Source organism: Bacillus sp. FDAARGOS_235, from assembly GCF_002073415.2.
Taxonomy (GTDB): domain Bacteria; phylum Bacillota; class Bacilli; order Bacillales; family Bacillaceae_G; genus Bacillus_A; species Bacillus_A toyonensis.
On record NZ_CP020437.2, the window covers coordinates 4,162,437 to 4,180,308 of the forward strand.

Below are 17,872 nucleotides of genomic sequence, written 5' to 3' on the forward strand. Positions count from 1 at the left end.
ATAGCAAAAATAAGGATAAAAAGAATAAGTAATTATTATATTGTACATGAATTTGGTATAATGAAGGAACAAATGTTCTTTTGAGGGGGGAGTACTATGCGAGAAATGTATCCGAAAAATGGCCGTGTTATTTTACATGTGGATATGAATTGTTTTTTCGCATCTGTTGAAATTGCTCATGATTCATCATTACAAGGAAAGCCATTAGCGGTTGCTGGAAATGAAAAAGAGAGAAAAGGAATTATTATAACGTGTAGTTATGAGGCGAGAGAATATGGAATACGTACGACGATGCCTCTTTGGGAAGCGAAAAGGTTATGCCCACAATTAGTTGTAAGGCATCCAAATTTTACATTATATCGTGAAGCTTCATTTCAAATGTTTCAAATCCTTTCCCGTTTTACAGAAAAGATACAACCAGTCTCTATAGATGAAGGATATTTAGATATTACAGATTGCTATGCACTCGGTTCGCCTCTTGAAATAGCAAAGATGATTCAACAAGCGTTGTTAACAGAGTTACAGCTTCCGTGTAGTATTGGAATTGCTCCAAATCTTTTTCTAGCAAAGACCGCTTCAGATATGAAAAAGCCACTTGGTATTACTGTACTTCGAAAACGTGATATTCCAGAATTGATTTGGCCACTTCCAGTTGGAGCCATGCATGGAATTGGTGAGAAAACAGCTGAAAAATTAAATGATATTCATATACAGACAATTGAACAATTGGCAAAGGGAGACGAGCATATCATTCGCGCTAAAATTGGAAAGCACGGTGTTGATTTACAAAGGCGTGCAAAAGGTATGGATGATAGAGAAGTTGATCCGAGTCAAATGGGACAGCATAAAAGTGTCGGTAATTCGACGACCTTTTCAAAGGATATGGATGAAGAGAAAGAGTTACTTGATATGTTAGAACGTTTATCAAAATCAGTGAGTAAAAGATTACAAAAGCGAACTCTTGTCAGCTATAATATTCAAATTATGATTAAATACCATGATAGGCGAACGGTAACACGGAGTAAGCAATTGAAAAATGCAATTTGGGAAGAACGCGATATTTTTCAAGCAGCATCCCGTTTATGGAAGCAACATTGGGACGGTGATTCCGTTCGTTTATTAGGTGTTACAGCTACTGAAATAGAGTGGAAGACAGAATCGGTGAAACAATTAGATTTGTTTTCATTTGAAGAGGATGCGAAAAAAGAACCACTACTTGCTGTCATTGATCAAATTAATGATAAGTATGGAACACCGCTTTTACAACGAGGTAGTCAACTACTACGTAAGCAAGAGAAGTCGTTTCAACAAAAGTTAGAAAATAAGTTTATGTAGAAGGTGTCATGAAGTAGTAAATAGCATGACACCTTTCATATTTAACTTGCTTCTAAATCTAAAGAAGTCCTCCACCCAGCAGCAGTAACGCCAGATTCTAATAACATTCTACTTACTATTTTTTCAATTAAGATAGCCGCATTTGTCTTGCAATGTAATGTAGCCTGTATACAGACTTTTTGCTTAGAATCTACATCTTCACTATATAACTCTTTTAAACCGAGACCTTCTGTACTTACCATGTGCATGAGTAAAAAACGAATATGTGCTTCATTTTCTTCGGAACAAGTAAGAGAAAGGAAGTAGTTTGTTTGTTCAGGTGATTCTTCTTTTGATTTTTTATTCATAAAGAGAGCGATCGGGCGAAGTAGTATATTTGCTAGTAAAACGCCGGCTGCACCTAATATAGCTGCAAGGAGAAAACCAGCGCCTGTAAGAGTACCGACAGCAGCAGCACACCATAAAGTAGCCGCAGTATTTAATCCTCTAATACTAAAACCGTCACGGATAATCACACCGCCTCCTAAAAAGCCAATCCCACTAACAACTTGAGCAGCAATACGTGAGGGGCTAGCATCATGATCAAGCATGACGGATAATAAAACAAATATACAGGCACCAAGTGATACGAGAGCATTTGTCCGTAAACCGGCCATCCGGTGTCTCCATTGCCTTTCCATTCCGATGCAAGCACCTATAATAATTGCGATAAATAATCTTAATACAATGTCATACCATACCATCATGGTCACCTCCATACATATAAGTACGTGTGATGTTTTTAAGAATGAGTGGGGAGTACCACTCATTCTCGTTTTTATCCCGCTATTTGCGGGCAGTAAGACCCCCACTGATTAAAGTTTCACTTTATAACCAGCTATGAAACTTTTTAATATAAACTTTTTTCAGGAATTGTGTTAAGAAAGCATAGCCTAATAGTATTCCTACTAGCCAAGGGAAATAGCTAAGTGGTAATGCTTGTAAACCAACAGCCGCACCAAGTGGTGAGAATGGAATATAAATTCCGATTGCCATAATACAAGCGGTTAATAACAGTACCGGTGCTGATGCAGTACTTTGAATGAATGGAATCTTCTGTGTTCTTATCATGTGAACGATTAAAGTTTGTGTGAGCAGTCCAACGACAAACCAACCAGATTGGAATAATGATTGTTCGCTAGGTGTATTTGCACCGAAGACATTCCACATGACTACGTATGTGATAATATCAAATATGGAACTAATTGGGCCGATACAAATAATGAAGTTCCGTAAGTTTGCAGTATCCCATTTTCTCGGTTTTTCTAAAAATTCTTTATCCATTTTGTCCCATGGAATAGACAGCTGTGAAATATCGTAAAGCAAGTTTTGAATTAAAAGGTGAATGGCAAGCATCGGTAAAAAGGGAATGAAAGCACTGGCCACTAACACACTAAATACATTTCCAAAGTTAGAGCTAGCCGTCATTTTAATATATTTTAAAATATTTCCGAACGTAGTGCGTCCTTCTAAAATACCCGCTTCTAATATAGTTAAACTTTTTTCAAGTAGAATAATATCGGAAGACTCTTTTGCGATATCAGTTGCAGTATCAACAGATATTCCAACGTCAGCATCACGTAATGCTACGGCATCGTTAATACCATCCCCCATATAACCTACTGTATGACCGTTCCCTTGTAAGGCACGAATAATGCGAGATTTTTGCATTGGATTTATTTTTGCGAACACTGTTGTTTCTTCGGCTAGTTTTGCTAATGCTTTATCTGGTAAAGAATCGATCTCGTAGCCAAGGATAGGCTCACCAATATCCAATCCAACTTCTTTACAAACTTTTTTTGTAACAATTTCATTATCACCAGTTAAAATTTTTACTTGTACACCATGTTTCTGTAATGCTTGAATAGCAACAGATGCAGATGGTTTCGGTGGATCTAAAAAGCCAATATATCCAGCGAGAATCATATTAGTTTCATCTTTTACCGCGTACTCTTTATCATTTATTTTTCTATTTTTTTTATAAGCTACAGCAATTACACGCATACCTTCGCCATTCAATGTCTCACTTAGTTGTTTGACATTTGAGCGCATTTCCTCGGTAAGTTGAACAATCTTTCCGTTTGATTCAGTGTAGTTACAAATGGATAAAATTTCTTCCACGGCACCTTTACAAACCATTGTATGTTCACCTGAGATGTCTTTGACGATGACGGACATGCGACGGCGGGCAAAATCAAATGGAATTTCATCTAGTTTTTGAAACGTTGAAGGGTCGAACATTTGTTTTTCTTCTGTATGCTCAATAACAGCTTTATCTATTAAATTTTTCAATCCAGTTTGATAGAAGCTATTTAAATATGCAAACTGTAATACACGATTGCATGGATTACCAGTAGGATCTAAATGTCTAACAAGAACAACTTTATCCTCTGTCAATGTCCCAGTTTTATCTGTACAAAGAATGTTCATCGCGCCTAAGTTTTGAATAGAATTTAGCTGTTTTACAATAACTTTTTGCTTAGACATGTTCACAGCACCTTTAGCTAAATTAGCAGTTACAATCATTGGTAACATTTCAGGTGTAAGACCAACTGCAATAGCGATAGCGAAGAAGAAAGCTTCTTGCCAATCACCTTTTGTGAATCCATTAATGAGAAGGACAATGGGCGCCATAATAAGCATGAATGTAATTAAGAGCCAGCTTACTTTGTTTACACCTTTATCAAAGCTTGTTTCTGCGCGCTTCCCGATTACTTTATTCGCTAAAGAGCCGAAATACGTATCGGTACTTGTTGAAACGACAACAGCTTTTGCGCTACCACTTACAATATTCGTACCCATAAAGCAAAGGTTTTCCATATCGAGTGGATTGAAATTTTTTTTCATATTTTTTGGTAAGATATGCTTGTTTTCTGTATGGTAGCAGTTTTCGTATTTTTCTACAGGAAGTGCTTCCCCGGTTAATGAAGACTGATTAACAAATAAATCTTTAGCCGATAAAATACGCACATCAGCTGGAACGATGTCACCGGCTGAAAGTGAAATAATATCGCCAGGTACAAGTTCTTCAATTGGAATTTCTATTGTATAATTTCGATTTAAATTCGTTACGTTTTTTGTTTCGTGTACAAATCCATCTATTCTAAAGACGCTCGCGGTTGTTCGAACCATCGCCTTTAATTTATCCGCGGCTTTTTGAGAGCGGAATTCTTGTAAAAAGCGAATCGCTGAACTTAGAAGTACCATTACAGATACGACAATTGTTCCTTGCATGTCATCTGTGAAAAAAGAGAGCGCTCCAAGAGCTAATAAAACAAAAATAAATGGATTTTTAAATGCCAGCAGAAATTGAATGTACCACGGCAATGTTTTATTATGAGCAATTTCGTTCGGACCATATAAAGAAAGTCTACGGGACGCTTCTTGTTTAGAGAGTCCATTTTCTGTAGTTTCTAGAAGTTTTAATGCAGAGTTTATATCTTGTGTTGCAACTTCCACTAATACTTTGTTATTTGTTTGCATGCTATCTTGATCGTAAGCATGCTTTGTTTCTTGTCTTTGAAAATTAAACATCGGTAGTTCCTCCTCTGGCATGAAGGAGGAAACAAACTGTTACTCGACTATTTAAAATTAGGAGGAACAGCTTCTTTCCTACCTACATGATGAAATATTAACGTAAAACATATGGGTATCTGGGCCGAATCATCACTTGCCACTGTTCCTCACCTCCGTCCAATTTAATAGTTTCTGAATATGCTATGTTTGTTTCATAGTCAGGTGCATAAAGACATAAAAAAGACCTTTACTCACAACGAGTAAAGGTCTGAATTCACAGTTAAAAAACGTCCACACGAAAGCCTGTTAGTAAACATAGCTAAAAACAGTTTTTGTGTATGACAAAATACATGCACCTCTCCCTCGTTGAGTTTTAGCACTGTATAGCATAGGTACTGAAACCAGCTACGTTAAAAAAGGCCTTCATTCCGACCTTTCCTGTTGACCCATTGGCGTCTCTCGACATTTTTGGGCAGCAGCGTTTCTCTATACAGGAGCCTCACCTAACAGAGACCATATTCAATTACATGTTGAATGTTAGCACTGTAAAATCGTAGTGTCAATATCTTTTTAATCTGTTTTTTTGAAAAATCAAATAGATTTATGAAGGGTATATAGTATGAAATAAGTTGTATTTTTTGAGAATAAGTTGGAAAAATAAAAAATAATGAATATAAATAAAAAGCACTCATTACAGTGCTTTTTATAATAGATTATGAGATTGTAGGATTTTCAAAAATAACAATTTCTGAGTTATTTGTTGTTGAAACGCGTTGTGCGTAATATGTTAAAGCTGAAGAAATATATGTTGGTAATGTCTCATTTGTATGTGATGTTGTATATTCATGGATTAATTCTTTTAAAGTCGTCCATTCTAATTGTGCTGGGTGATCAGACACGAAAGAACTTACCCAGCGATCAAATGAAGATGAAAAATCAGTTTGTAAACGAAATACTTCTTTCATAATAAAACGCTCCCTTAAAATGTAGTACAATCATTTTACCACAAAACACGAACGATAGCTAAATTTTTTGAGTATAACGTTCGTGTTATATAGTTGTCTAGATGATTGGTTATGTAAATTCAATTTGCCATTTGAAATAACATTCCGTAAGATGAAAGATAGATTATATAAAGAGCTGGAGGAAAGAAAGTGGAATTTGTATTTTTAGGAACTGGTGCAGGTGTTCCTTCAAAAGGAAGGAATGTTTCAGCAATTGCTTTGCAGTTGTTAGAAGAACGAGGACAGACTTGGTTATTTGACTGTGGCGAGGCGACGCAACATCAAATACTACATACGTCTGTACGTCCACGCCGCATTGAGAAAATATTTATTACGCATTTACATGGCGATCATATTTTTGGATTGCCGGGTTTATTGGGTAGCCGTTCGTTTCAAGGTGGAACAACAAAATTAACAGTGTACGGACCAAAAGGAATTAAACAATTTATTGAAGTGGCATTATCAGTAAGTACGACACATGTGAAATATCCACTTGAAATCGTTGAGATAACAGAAGAAGGTACTGTGTTTGAAGATAATGAGTTTTATGTAGAAACGAAAAAATTGTCACATGGCATTGAATGTTTTGGATATCGTATTGTAGAGAAAGATATACAAGGTGTTCTTTTAGTCGATAAATTGCTCGAAATGGGAGTGAAACCAGGGCCAATCTTTAAGCGTTTAAAAGATGGAGAAGTAGTTGAATTAGAGAATGGTACGATACTAAATGGAAAAGATTTTATCGGTCCGCCTCAAAAGGGAAGAATTATTACCATTTTAGGTGATACACGATATTGCGAAGCGAGTAGAGAGCTAGCACAAAATGCTGATGTACTTGTTCATGAAGCAACTTTTGCGGCAGACGATGAACAACAAGCGCATGATTATTTTCATTCCACATCTAAGCAAGCTGCGAGCATTGCACTTCATGCAAATGCGAAACGATTAATATTAACTCACATTAGTTCTCGTTATCAAGGAGATACATATAAGGAATTATTGAAAGAGGCACGAGAGTTATTTCCTAATACAGAAATAGCGACAGATTTAAAATCATTTCCAGTAGAAAAATAATGATTTTTGAAAAAATGGTAACATTAGGTTACCATTTTTTTATGTCTAAAAAATTTTAAAAATAAAACTGTTATTATTTTATACTTAAACTTGGATGATACAGAAACTTAGAATGGTTTGAATATATAGGATAAAAATACGTAATAATGATTATTTAGAAAAACTGTTATATAAGTCAGATGACATACAAGTAATACAAATAGCAGAAAGGGACTTTTATTCAGAACTTTTAAAATTCAACAAAAGTAAGCGTTTTATAAAAAACAAGCTATAATGAGGGCAGATTACAATTTATTATAAGTCACATGCATATTAGTCATTGTCGTAACAAGTGAAGTTGACTAAAACATGAGAGAGTAATATGGAGATTATAATAGGAAAGATATCATTATTTGTACTAAGTCTTTTTTACTTTTTAGCTAAACGGTATGATTAGCTAGTGTAGCTGTTGCAAGTGGTTTAGTAGAAGCTTTTTTAATAATAAGTTGGTGGGGATTTAATTGGTATACCACTCTTTAAAAGAGTTCAGAACATCAGCAGGTAGTCTAGGTTGAGTAGCGGGTGCAAATTTAGTTGTATTAACAATGGTTATATCACCTGTTTATGCTATGCTTGCAATGGCTTCTGTGTTAAACTTTGGATTGCTACCAGGATTTATTGCTGGTTATCTTATATCGTTTTAAATGAAAGTAATGCTATATTTCTTATGTATTATGGTATCTGGTATTATTTCAGGATATTGGTTCATTTTATTCAAAAACTATCCAATTCGTACAGCGGAACAAATTCGTGGTAGAACTGGAACAGCAACAAATGTGGCAGCTTAATAAAATAGTAGAATAAATTTTTTTCATAGAGGTTTAGGGGGAGTTATGATGAAGTACCGCTCAGTGTTTGATATTATTGGTCCGGTTATGATTGGTCCATCAAGTTCACATACAGCAGGCGCGGCAAGAATGGGGCAAGTTGCTCGTCAGCTGTTTCGTCATGAGCCAGAGAGAGTTAGCATTTCATTATATGGTTCATTTGCAAAAACATACCGTGGTCACGGTACGGATGTAGCGCTAATCGGTGGAATACTTGGATTTGAAACAGATGATTTACGTATTCCAAGTGCGTTAGATATTGCAAAAGAACGCGGGATTGAAGTGGAATTCATTGAAGAAGATGCAAATGCTCCGCATCCAAATACAGCGAAAATTCGTCTGTATAAAGGTGAAGAGGAAATTGAAGTTGTTGCTTGCTCAATTGGTGGCGGTAAAATTGAAGTTGTAGAATTAAACGGATTCGATCTTCAATTAACAGGCACGAGTCCAGCACTACTTATTGTAAATAACGATCGCTTTGGTGCTATCGCAGCTGTAGCTTCCATTCTTGCGAAACACGAGATTAACATTAGTACAATGAGCGTTTCTCGTAAAGAAAAAGGAAGAAGAGCGCTTATGGTCATTGAAACAGATGAATTGTTAGCAGATGAAGTGATTGAAGAAATAAAAGGGCAACAAAATATTTGTCAAGTAACTATTATGGATTAATTGCAGGGGGGACACACCATGTTTCGGAACGCAGCGGAACTAGTGGCGCAAGCTAAAGAACAAAATGTAAAAATCGCAGAAATTATGATTCAATGTGAAATGGAAACAAGACATATTTCACGTGAAGAAGTAATTGCTGGTATGGAAAAGAACTTAGTCGTGATGGAACAAGCAGTAGAACGTGGTATTCGCGGCGTGAAATCACCAACTGGTTTAACTGGCGGTGATGCTGTAAAAGTTCAAGCGTATATGAAGAGCGGAAAAGGCTTATCTGGAGATACGATTTTGGACGCAGTGAGTAAAGCTGTTGCAACAAATGAAGTAAACGCGGCGATGGGGATTATTTGTGCAACACCAACAGCAGGTTCTGCTGGAACAGTGCCAGGTGTACTGTTTGCACTGAAAGAAAAATTACAACCTACACGTGAAGAAATGATTGAATTTTTATTTACAGCAGGAGCTTTCGGTATGGTAGTTGCGAATAATGCTTGTATTTCTGGTGCGGCAGGAGGATGCCAAGCAGAAGTTGGTTCAGCAAGTGGAATGGCAGCGGCAGCAGCAGTTGAGATGGCTGGTGGAACACCAGATCAAGCAGCTACAGCGATGGCAATTTCATTAAAGAATATGCTTGGTTTAGTGTGCGATCCTGTTGCAGGACTTGTAGAAGTACCTTGTGTAAAGCGTAATGCAGCGGGTGCTTCAAATGCGATGATTTCAGCGGATTTATCATTAGCTGGTGTAACGAGTACAATTCCATGTGATGAAGTGATTGAGGCAATGTTTAGAATCGGACAAACGATGCCAGTAGCACTTCGTGAAACAGCTGAAGGCGGGCTTGCAGCAACACCGACAGGTCGTCGTCTACAAGAAGAGATTTTTGGAAAGAGTAATAACTAAAAGTATATGATGATAAAAAATGGAGCTCAAGTAAGATTGAGCTCCATTTTTATTTTTCTTTTGTGAGTTGTTCTAATGTTTTTCCAAGATCATGTGATCGTTTCGTTGCCTGTGTAATACAAGAAACGAGTGCTTGTTGAAATTTATTTTCCTGTAATACTTCAATGCCTGCTTCGGTAGTTCCGCCAGGAGATGTAATTTCCTTTCGCAAAACAGAAGGGTGTTTTTCGCTTGCTTTTAGCATTTCAGCAGCACCAATCATCGTCTGAAGAATAAGCGATTTTGCAACATCTTCTTTTAAACCAATTTTTTTTGCGGCGTCTTCCATCGCCTCTACTACGTAATAAATATAAGCTGGTCCACTTCCAGACAATGCAGTGACAGCATGCATATCTTCTTCCTCTACAACAGAGACGAGACCGACCGTTTCAAATAAAGATTTTGCAGTTTGAATATGTTCCGCTGTTGTATGTTCTGAAGGCGAAATAGCGGTAGCTGATTTTAAAATAGCGGCAGATGTATTTGGCATTGCACGAATGATCGGAACGTTTTTTTGAAGTAGGTTTCTAATCGAGTGAGTAGAAACACCTGCTAATAGCGAAATAATAAGCAAATCCTTATTTATATATTCTTTAAGAGGGGTAAGCGCTTCTGCAACATCCTTTGGTTTCATTGCTAGAAAAAGAATATTTGTATTAGCAAGTAGTTCTTTTTTGTTATGCGTACCTTTGACACCATATTTTGTATGTAGCTCTTGTAACCTTGTCTCGTTAGAACGATTACTTACGGTAATTTGTTCTCCTTTAACTACATTTGCGTGTAACAATCCACCAATAATCGCTTCGGCAATAGAGCCTGCACCGAGAAAGGATATGTTTTGAATAGACATGATGTTCCTCCTTTAAACTTGGTTAGAAATACTTATAAATGTACATACATTCGGTTTTTTATAGAAAACACCTCTTTTTATCTGAAAATAATGACAAATTTATGTAGAAGTTGTAAACTGAAGAAGTATTCATTTTTGAACCGGAAAGAGTCAGGGGGGCTAAGCATGACGGCGATTCACCGAATGGAGATTCCTGTGCCATTTGCAGTTGAGACTGTGAATGTGTTTTTAGTTGAGGGGGAGACATTAACATTAATTGATACAGGGACGAATACAGAAGAGGCAAAAAATGCGTTAGAAAGTCAATTAGGTGCATTAGGTTATACGATAGAAGATATTGAAACGATAGTGATTACGCATCATCATGCGGATCATTGTGGACTTTTAAATATATTTTCTGAGAAAACGAATATTATTGGACACCCTTGGAATGAGCCGTGGATCACGCAAAATCCAGAGTTTTTAAAGCGGTATCATGAGTTTTTTAGAGAGACAGCCTTGCAGTTCGGTGTTCCAGCAGCATTTTTGAATGACGAGGCATTATTGACGACAAGGACACTTAAATATTCTTGTAATAGATCGTTAACACATACTGTGAGAGAGGGGGATCGTATTGATTCTTTACCTGGGTTTACAGTAATTGAAACCCCAGGCCATGCTTCTACTCATATTTCTTTATATAGAGAATCCGATGGGATATTAATTGGTGGGGATGCTCTCATTAGTCATATTTCTTCAAATCCAATATTAGAACCACCATATGAAGGGCAAACGGAAAGAGCACGTCCATTGCTACAATACAATCAAACGTTAAAACGTTTAAGTGAAATGAATATTTCACGTATTTTATCAGGGCATGGGGAAGATGTTCTAAATGTGAAACAACTTATTGAAACGAGGTTACAAAAGCAAGAAACACGTGCATTTAAAGTACTTGAGTTATTAAAGGAAAAACCGATGACAGCATTTGAAGTATGTGTGAAGCTATTTCCAGTATTATATAAAGAACAATTGCCGCTTACTATCTCCGAAACTGTTGGACAATTAGACTTTTTAGCATATAATCAACAAGTGATGATTGATGAATCTTCGCAACAATTGATTTATTATGCAAAGTAGGTGACAGCAATGACAGGACGCTTACAAGAAAAAGTAATCGTCATTACAGGCGCTTCTAGTGGAATTGGAGAGCAAGTTGCAATGCAAGTTGCAGAGCAGGGAGCGATTCCAGTATTAATGGCTCGAACAGAGGAGAAACTACAAGCGTTAGCAGACAAAATAAAAAAAACTTATAATACGCCTTGCTATTATTATGTATTAGACGTAAGTGAAGAGACGAAAGTACAGTCTGTTTTTTCAAAGGTATTACAAGAAGTGGGACGTATTGATATATTGGTAAACAATGCGGGTTTTGGTATTTTTAAAACGTTTGAAGAGGCATCAATGGATGAAGTAAAGGATATGTTCCAAGTAAATGTATTTGGACTAGTAGCTTGTACGAAAGCGGTATTACCTTATATGGTAAAAAGAAATGAAGGACATATAATTAATATAGCTTCACTTGCTGGGAAAATTGCAACTCCGAAATCGAGTGCGTATGCAGCAACGAAACATGCCGTATTAGGGTTTACGAATAGTTTGCGCATGGAATTATCGAATACAGATATTTATGTAACAGCAATTAACCCAGGACCGATAGATACGAACTTTTTTGAAATAGCTGATCAATCTGGTACATATGTAAAAAATATGGGACGTTACATGTTAAAACCAACATATGTAGCAGAACAAATCGTAAAGGCGATGCAAACGAAAAAACGTGAAGTGAATTTGCCGAAGTGGATGGGAATGGGGCCTAAGCTCTATGCGTTATTCCCTGGTTTATTTGAACGTGTAGCAGGAAAATCATTAAGTAAAAAATAGGAGATTTCCATATGGAAATCTCCTATTTTTTTTATTTTCCAGTCACATAATCGTAAACGGTATCCTCAATTGCCTCGTATACGTCAATTTGATTATTCGAATGAATAATCACTTGAATATGTTTTACTAACATTTCCTGATCCTCTTTTGATACAGGATTGCATTGATATTGCTGAAAACTTTTTATAATCATTTTCTCAATTAACTTTTCGTTCATATTTTTCTCCGCCTGTATGTACGTATGTATTGTTTTATTGTACTTGAAGTGAAATGAAAAAACTACCATGCACTATTATTGTATAAAAATTCGGTTGAGTATATTGTTTTTCTAGTAAAATTAAGTTTTTTTAGTTTTAAAAATTTATAAATATTTAATTGACTCTATAAATATACAATATTATAATCATACTTAATCTAAAGAATCAATATGAGGAGGAACTTATGAAAGTCGCAATTATTGGAGCAACTGGATATGGAGGTATTGAATTAATTCGGTTATTAGAGCAGCATCCGTATTTTTCGATATCATCTCTCCATTCTTTTTCGCAAGTTGGTGAGTGTATAGCGAATGTATATCCACATTTTCGAAATATCCTTGTCCATACGTTACAAGAAATTGATGTGGAGGAAATAGAGAAGGAAGCAGAAATTGTATTTTTAGCAACCCCAGCAGGTGTATCGGCAGAATTAACTCCAAAATTATTACAGGTAGGTTTAAAAGTAATTGACCTATCTGGAGACTTTCGTATGATAGATCCCTCATCATATGAACTGTGGTATAAAAGGCCAGCTGCACAAGAAGAAATTCTTAGGAAAGCAGTATATGGGCTAAGTGAATGGAAAAGGTCTGAGGTTCAAAATGCAGATTTAATTGCAAACCCAGGATGTTTTGCTACAGCTGTATTATTAGCGATAGCGCCGTTAATGCGTAGCGGCATAATTGAAGAAGATTCCATTATTATTGATGCGAAATCAGGAGTATCTGGAGCGGGCAAAACGCCAACAACAATGGCTCACTTTCCTGAGTTATATGATAACTTACACATTTATAAAGTTAATCAGCATCAGCATATTCCTGAGATTGAGCAAATGCTTGCAGAGTGGAATAGTGAAATGAAGCCAATCACGTTTAGTACACATTTAATACCGATATCACGGGGGATTATGATTACACTTTATGCGAAAGTGAAAAAGGAAATGAAAATAGAGCAGCTTCAAAAATTGTATGAAGAAACGTATGAATACTCAGCTTTCGTTCGAGTTCGCTCTCATGGAGAATTTCCAAGTCCGAAAGAAGTAAGGGGCTCAAATTATTGTGATATTGGGGTAGCTTACGATGAAAGAACAGAAAGAGTTACGGTCGTTTCTGTTATAGACAATATGATGAAAGGTGCGGCTGGGCAAGCGATTCAAAACGCAAATGTATTAGCGGGATTGGAAGAGACAACAGGTTTACAACATATGCCGCTTTATCCATAAGGGGGACATGATGATTAAAGTAGCGTCTATTACAAAATTAGAAAGTGGTTCAATTGTAACGCCGAAAGGCTTTTCGGCAATCGGTACTAGCAATGGTTTGAAAAAGGAGAAAAAGGATTTAGGTGCAATCGTTTGTGACGTACCAGCATCGTGCGCCGCTGTTTATACAACAAATCAAATACAAGCAGCACCCCTGCAAGTAACGAAAGATAGTATAGCAACTGAAGGGAAATTACAAGCAATTATCGTTAATAGCGGAAATGCAAATGCTTGTACAGGAATGAAAGGGCTACAAGATGCTTACGAGATACGAACATTAGGGGCAGAACACTTTGGTGTAAAAGAAAATTACGTTGCGGTCGGTTCAACTGGTGTAATTGGAGTACCTTTACCGATGGATAGCATCCGCAAGGGAGTTACATCTCTTATACCGACAAAAGAGGTAAGTGAAGCTCATTCTTTTTGTGAAGCAATTTTAACGACGGATCTTATAACGAAAGAAACTTGTTATGAGATGATTATTGATGGAAAAGAAGTGACTATCGCTGGTGTTGCTAAAGGTTCAGGAATGATTCATCCGAATATGGCAACGATGCTTAGTTTTATTACAACAGATGCCAATATAGAGCATGAAGTATTGCAAACAGCATTATCACAAATTACGAATCATACATTTAACCAAATTACGGTAGATGGAGATACTTCTACAAATGATATGGTCATCGTTATGGCAAGTGGATTGTCGGAAACGAAACCAATCAATATGGAACACACAGACTGGGAAACTTTCGTATTTACTTTACAGAAGGTATGTGAAGATTTAGCAAAAAAAATTGCACAAGATGGTGAAGGTGCTACGAAGTTAATAGAAGTAAATGTGCTAGGGGCTAAAGCGAGTGAAGAGGCAAAGAAAATTGCAAAGCAAATAGTTGGTTCAAGTCTTGTGAAAACCGCAATACACGGTGAAGACCCAAATTGGGGGCGAATTATTAGCAGTATTGGACAAAGTGAAGTAACGATTAATCCAAATACAATTGATATTACTCTTCAATCTATCGTTGTGCTAAAAAATAGTGAACCTCAAATATTTTCTGAAGAGGAAATGAAAAAGAAATTAAAAGAACATGAAATTATTATTGATGTGTATTTACATGTAGGAAAAGAGACCGGATCAGCTTGGGGATGCGACTTAAGTTATGATTATGTAAAAATAAACGCTTGTTATCGTACATAAGGAGAGAGAAGATGAGTGATTATATCGTAATTAAATGCGGCGGTAGCATGTTGGATCAATTAAATGATGTGTTTTTTGATTGTATAAAGAAATTGCAACAGAAGTATAAGATAGTGATTGTCCATGGTGGTGGCCCAGAAATTGATGCCAAATTAAAAGAGTGTCATATCAAAGTGGAAAAAAGAGATGGATTACGAGTAACACCAAAAGAAGTGATGGATGTTGTTCAAATGGTGCTATGTGGTAGTACAAATAAAAAGTTTGTAATGAATTTACAAAAGCATAATTTACTGGCCGTAGGGCTTTCAGGGTGTGACGGTAATTTACTTCAAGTTCAACCTGCCAGCGAAGAAATAGGATATGTAGGAGAGGTAAGTTATGTAGAAACAACCTTATTAAAAAAATTAATAGATATGAATTATATTCCTGTTATTGCCCCAATCGGAATAAATGGTAATGAGGTGTATAACATAAATGCGGATACTGCTGCAGCTGGGATTGCGGATGCGCTATCCGCAAAAGAACTTATTTTCATTACAGATGTAGATGGGATATTACATGAAGGGAAATTGGTAAAGAAAACAGATGAGTCTGAAATTGCAACTTTTATAGAAAAAGGTGTTATTACAGGCGGGATGATTCCGAAAGTACAGGCGGCACTTACATCATTAAAAATGGGAGTACAAAAGGTAAGTATTGTGAATGGTACAAAGGATTTTACTGAGGTCACAGGCGAGTGTATCGGAACGACGGTAACGAAAGGCGTGAGTATTGTATGACGAGTCATCTTTTTCAAACGTATGGAAGAAGAAACGTTGAGTTTGTAAAGGGGAATGGAACGAAAGTTATTGATAAACATGGTAAGCAATATGTAGATTTCACTTCCGGTATTGGAGTATGTAATTTAGGACATTGTCATCCTACTGTTGTAAAGGCGGTTGAAAAGCAACTTGGAGACATATGGCATATATCGAATTTATTTACAAACTCCTTACAAGAAGAGGTTGCATCGTTAGTAACAGAAAATACAGCATTAGATTATGTGTTTTTTTGTAATAGCGGGGCAGAGGCGAATGAAGCAGCTTTAAAGCTAGCTCGTAAGCATACTGGAAAATCTCTAGTCGTAACATGTGAGCAGTCTTTTCACGGTAGAACATTTGGAACGATGAGTGCAACAGGTCAAGATAAGGTGAAAGAAGGGTTTGGTCCACTACTTCCGTCTTTTTTACATATCCCTTTTAACGATATACAAGCATTAGAGGAAGTAATGAATGAAGAAGTTGCGGCAGTAATGATAGAAGTTGTTCAAGGAGAGGGCGGGGTCATACTAGCTGATTCGTTTTTTTTGAAAGAAATCGAAATATTATGTAATAAGTACGGTTCTCTATTTATTATAGACGAAGTACAAACGGGTATAGGAAGAACCGGAACACTATTCGCTTACGAACAAATGGGAATAAAACCTGATATCGTTACTATCGCTAAGGCTCTTGGAAATGGTATTCCCGTTGGAGCAGTAATTGGTAGGAAAGAACTGGGCTCTTCTTTTAATGCGGGATCACACGGTTCAACTTTTGGAGGGAATTATATTGCGATGACTGCTGCGAAAGAAGTGTTACAGGTAAGCAAGGAACCATCCTTTTTAAAAGACGTACAGGAAAAGGGCGAATACGTATTAAAGAGATTGCAAGAAGAGTTATGTCATGTCGAATGTATTCAAAATATTCGTGGCAAGGGGCTTATGATTGGAATCGAATATAAGCATGAAGTTTCAAATTTTATAGAACAACTTGAAAAAGACGGGCTACTCGTATTACAAGCAGGGCCGAATGTCATAAGACTATTACCGCCACTCATTGTAACGAATGAAGAGTTAGAACAGGCAGTATATATGATAAAAAAAGTAGTTTGTACAAAAAACGTATCAATCATATAAGGGGGAAATTTCATGTCAACTGTACAAGTACCGAAATTAAATACGAAAGATCTTTTAACACTAGAAGAATTAACGAAAGAAGAAATTATTTCTTTAATTGAGTTCGCTATATATTTAAAAAAGAATAAGCAAGAGCCTTTATTACAAGGTAAAATATTAGGGCTTATCTTTGATAAACATTCAACTCGTACTCGTGTATCTTTTGAAGCAGGAATGGTACAGCTCGGAGGACATGGAATGTTTTTAAGTGGGAAGGAGATGCAAATCGGAAGAGGAGAGACCGTTTCTGATACTGCGAAAGTACTGTCTCATTATATTGATGGGATTATGATACGTACATTCTCACACGCGGATGTAGAAGAGTTGGCAAAAGAATCGAGCATTCCTGTTATTAATGGATTAACGGATGATCATCATCCTTGTCAAGCATTAGCAGATTTAATGACGATATATGAAGAAGTGAATACATTTAAAGGAATTAAATTGGCTTATGTAGGTGATGGGAATAATGTGTGTCATTCGTTACTGTTAGCGAGTGCAAAAGTCGGAATGAATATGACTGTGGCAACACCCGTAGGGTATGAACCGAATGAGGAAATTGTTAAAAAAGCGTTAGCGATTGCTAAAGAAACAGGCGCTGAAATTGAAATTTTGCATAATCCTGAATTAGCGGTACAGGAAGCAGATTTTATTTATACTGATGTTTGGATGAGTATGGGGCAAGATGGAGAAGAAGAGAAATATACTTTATTTCAACCTTATCAAATCAATAAAGAACTTGTTATGCATGCAAAGCAAACATATCGTTTCTTACACTGTTTACCTGCTCATCGTGAAGAAGAAGTAACAGGAGAAATTATTGATGGACCACAGTCTATCGTTTTTGAGCAAGCTGGTAATCGATTACATGCTCAAAAAGCATTATTAGTAAGTTTATTTAATAATGTAGAAGAACCTTCCTAAAAGGAAGGTTTTTTATATTAAAATGTCGGATGTATATTTGGTTAATCA

Annotated in this window: 17 protein-coding genes and 1 riboswitch; of the genes, 12 read left to right on the forward strand and 5 right to left on the reverse strand. The window is 36.4% G+C overall.

The window, feature by feature from the left end:
- Positions 1-96 precede the first annotated feature (96 nt).
- Positions 97-1,335: a DNA polymerase IV gene (locus tag A6J74_RS23795; RefSeq protein ID WP_001208869.1), complete on the forward strand. Its 1,239-nt coding sequence runs from the start codon at positions 97-99 to the stop codon at positions 1,333-1,335.
- Between the two features lie 41 nt (positions 1,336-1,376).
- Here A6J74_RS23795 and A6J74_RS23800 read toward each other — a convergent pair whose 3' ends face one another.
- The 3 genes from A6J74_RS23800 to A6J74_RS23810 all read right to left on the reverse strand — a co-directional run bounded on the left by A6J74_RS23800 (position 1,377) and on the right by A6J74_RS23810 (position 5,855).
- Positions 1,377-2,078: an MgtC/SapB family protein gene (locus A6J74_RS23800; RefSeq protein ID WP_000262352.1), complete on the reverse strand. Its 702-nt coding sequence runs from the start codon at positions 2,076-2,078 to the stop codon at positions 1,377-1,379.
- Positions 2,079-2,202: 124 nt separating this feature from the next.
- Positions 2,203-4,908, reverse strand: coding sequence for a magnesium-translocating P-type ATPase (mgtA, locus tag A6J74_RS23805; protein WP_000481704.1), 2,706 nt, complete (start codon positions 4,906-4,908; stop codon positions 2,203-2,205).
- Between the two features lie 332 nt (positions 4,909-5,240).
- Positions 5,241-5,408, reverse strand: a riboswitch (M-box (ykoK) riboswitch).
- A gap of 195 nt (positions 5,409-5,603) precedes the next feature.
- Positions 5,604-5,855: a DUF3932 family protein gene (locus A6J74_RS23810; protein WP_000665711.1), complete on the reverse strand. Its 252-nt coding sequence runs from the start codon at positions 5,853-5,855 to the stop codon at positions 5,604-5,606.
- Between the two features lie 189 nt (positions 5,856-6,044).
- On the opposite strand from A6J74_RS23810, the gene rnz reads away from it, so the two are divergent.
- The 4 genes from rnz (at position 6,045) to sdaAA (ending at position 9,400) form a co-directional block, all read left to right on the forward strand.
- Entirely contained in the window at positions 6,045-6,968 is a 924-nt protein-coding gene (rnz, locus tag A6J74_RS23815) for a ribonuclease Z (RefSeq protein WP_000397436.1), read from the forward strand.
- A 692-nt stretch (positions 6,969-7,660) separates the two neighbouring features.
- Positions 7,661-7,795 (forward strand): hypothetical protein, encoded by a 135-nt coding sequence (locus tag A6J74_RS30510; RefSeq protein WP_255257361.1) that lies wholly within the window; start codon positions 7,661-7,663, stop codon positions 7,793-7,795.
- Between the two features lie 48 nt (positions 7,796-7,843).
- A complete protein-coding gene (gene sdaAB / locus A6J74_RS23825; RefSeq protein WP_000877455.1) occupies positions 7,844-8,503 on the forward strand; it encodes an L-serine ammonia-lyase, iron-sulfur-dependent subunit beta in 660 nt (219 codons plus the stop codon).
- An 18-nt stretch (positions 8,504-8,521) separates the two neighbouring features.
- The gene (gene sdaAA, locus A6J74_RS23830) at positions 8,522-9,400 is read left to right on the forward strand and encodes an L-serine ammonia-lyase, iron-sulfur-dependent, subunit alpha (protein WP_000489451.1); all 879 of its coding nucleotides are present in this window, start codon (positions 8,522-8,524) and stop codon (positions 9,398-9,400) included.
- A gap of 49 nt (positions 9,401-9,449) precedes the next feature.
- On the opposite strand, the gene proI is transcribed toward sdaAA, so the two are convergent.
- Entirely contained in the window at positions 9,450-10,289 is an 840-nt protein-coding gene (gene proI, locus A6J74_RS23835; protein ID WP_000027275.1) for a pyrroline-5-carboxylate reductase ProI, read from the reverse strand.
- Between the two features lie 165 nt (positions 10,290-10,454).
- Here proI and A6J74_RS23840 point away from each other — a divergent pair, with 165 nt between their 5' ends.
- Together A6J74_RS23840 and A6J74_RS23845 are read left to right on the forward strand one after the other, a co-directional pair.
- A complete protein-coding gene (locus A6J74_RS23840) occupies positions 10,455-11,408 on the forward strand; it encodes an MBL fold metallo-hydrolase (protein ID WP_000125108.1) in 954 nt (317 codons plus the stop codon).
- Positions 11,409-11,417: 9 nt separating this feature from the next.
- Entirely contained in the window at positions 11,418-12,212 is a 795-nt protein-coding gene (locus A6J74_RS23845) for an SDR family oxidoreductase (protein ID WP_000147784.1), read from the forward strand.
- 31 nt (positions 12,213-12,243) lie between these two features.
- Here the strand turns inward: A6J74_RS23845 and A6J74_RS23850 are convergent, their stop codons facing one another.
- On the reverse strand, positions 12,244-12,429 hold the full coding sequence (locus A6J74_RS23850; protein WP_001003216.1) for a YqzH family protein: 186 nt from the start codon (positions 12,427-12,429) through the stop codon (positions 12,244-12,246).
- 224 nt (positions 12,430-12,653) lie between these two features.
- On the opposite strand from A6J74_RS23850, the gene argC reads away from it, so the two are divergent.
- The 5 genes from argC to argF are packed head-to-tail and all read left to right on the forward strand — an operon-like array spanning position 12,654 to position 17,824.
- Positions 12,654-13,691, forward strand: a complete 1,038-nt coding sequence (gene argC / locus A6J74_RS23855) for an N-acetyl-gamma-glutamyl-phosphate reductase (RefSeq protein ID WP_000861262.1) — start codon at positions 12,654-12,656, stop codon at positions 13,689-13,691.
- A 10-nt stretch (positions 13,692-13,701) separates the two neighbouring features.
- The gene (gene argJ, locus A6J74_RS23860) at positions 13,702-14,925 is read left to right on the forward strand and encodes a bifunctional glutamate N-acetyltransferase/amino-acid acetyltransferase ArgJ (protein WP_000598404.1); all 1,224 of its coding nucleotides are present in this window, start codon (positions 13,702-13,704) and stop codon (positions 14,923-14,925) included.
- An 11-nt stretch (positions 14,926-14,936) separates the two neighbouring features.
- A complete protein-coding gene (argB, locus tag A6J74_RS23865; protein WP_001286767.1) occupies positions 14,937-15,704 on the forward strand; it encodes an acetylglutamate kinase in 768 nt (255 codons plus the stop codon).
- The gene (locus A6J74_RS23870; protein ID WP_000200530.1) at positions 15,701-16,861 is read left to right on the forward strand and encodes an acetylornithine transaminase; all 1,161 of its coding nucleotides are present in this window, start codon (positions 15,701-15,703) and stop codon (positions 16,859-16,861) included. Before argB ends, A6J74_RS23870 begins: the two co-directional genes overlap by 4 nt.
- A gap of 12 nt (positions 16,862-16,873) precedes the next feature.
- Positions 16,874-17,824, forward strand: a complete 951-nt coding sequence (gene argF / locus A6J74_RS23875) for an ornithine carbamoyltransferase (RefSeq protein WP_000108847.1) — start codon at positions 16,874-16,876, stop codon at positions 17,822-17,824.
- The last annotated feature ends 48 nt before the right edge of the window (positions 17,825-17,872 follow it).

Bases quoted from the DNA above. Each gene is read 5' to 3' on its own strand.
- mgtA (WP_000481704.1), bottom strand. From the start codon at position 4,908: ATGTTTAATTTTCAAAGACAAGAAACAAAGCATGCTTACGATCAAGAT.
- argJ (WP_000598404.1), top strand. From the start codon at position 13,702: ATGATTAAAGTAGCGTCTATTACAAAATTAGAAAGTGGTTCAATTGTA.
- proI (WP_000027275.1), bottom strand. From the start codon at position 10,289: ATGTCTATTCAAAACATATCCTTTCTCGGTGCAGGCTCTATTGCCGAA.
- argC (WP_000861262.1), top strand. From the start codon at position 12,654: ATGAAAGTCGCAATTATTGGAGCAACTGGATATGGAGGTATTGAATTA.
- A6J74_RS23800 (WP_000262352.1), bottom strand. From the start codon at position 2,078: ATGGTATGGTATGACATTGTATTAAGATTATTTATCGCAATTATTATA.
- sdaAA (WP_000489451.1), top strand. From the start codon at position 8,522: ATGTTTCGGAACGCAGCGGAACTAGTGGCGCAAGCTAAAGAACAAAAT.
- argB (WP_001286767.1), top strand. From the start codon at position 14,937: ATGAGTGATTATATCGTAATTAAATGCGGCGGTAGCATGTTGGATCAA.
- argF (WP_000108847.1), top strand. From the start codon at position 16,874: ATGTCAACTGTACAAGTACCGAAATTAAATACGAAAGATCTTTTAACA.
- sdaAB (WP_000877455.1), top strand. From the start codon at position 7,844: ATGAAGTACCGCTCAGTGTTTGATATTATTGGTCCGGTTATGATTGGT.
- A6J74_RS23870 (WP_000200530.1), top strand. From the start codon at position 15,701: ATGACGAGTCATCTTTTTCAAACGTATGGAAGAAGAAACGTTGAGTTT.
- A6J74_RS23845 (WP_000147784.1), top strand. From the start codon at position 11,418: ATGACAGGACGCTTACAAGAAAAAGTAATCGTCATTACAGGCGCTTCT.
- A6J74_RS30510 (WP_255257361.1), top strand. From the start codon at position 7,661: ATGCTATATTTCTTATGTATTATGGTATCTGGTATTATTTCAGGATAT.
- A6J74_RS23840 (WP_000125108.1), top strand. From the start codon at position 10,455: ATGACGGCGATTCACCGAATGGAGATTCCTGTGCCATTTGCAGTTGAG.
- A6J74_RS23810 (WP_000665711.1), bottom strand. From the start codon at position 5,855: ATGAAAGAAGTATTTCGTTTACAAACTGATTTTTCATCTTCATTTGAT.
- A6J74_RS23795 (WP_001208869.1), top strand. From the start codon at position 97: ATGCGAGAAATGTATCCGAAAAATGGCCGTGTTATTTTACATGTGGAT.
- A6J74_RS23850 (WP_001003216.1), bottom strand. From the start codon at position 12,429: ATGAACGAAAAGTTAATTGAGAAAATGATTATAAAAAGTTTTCAGCAA.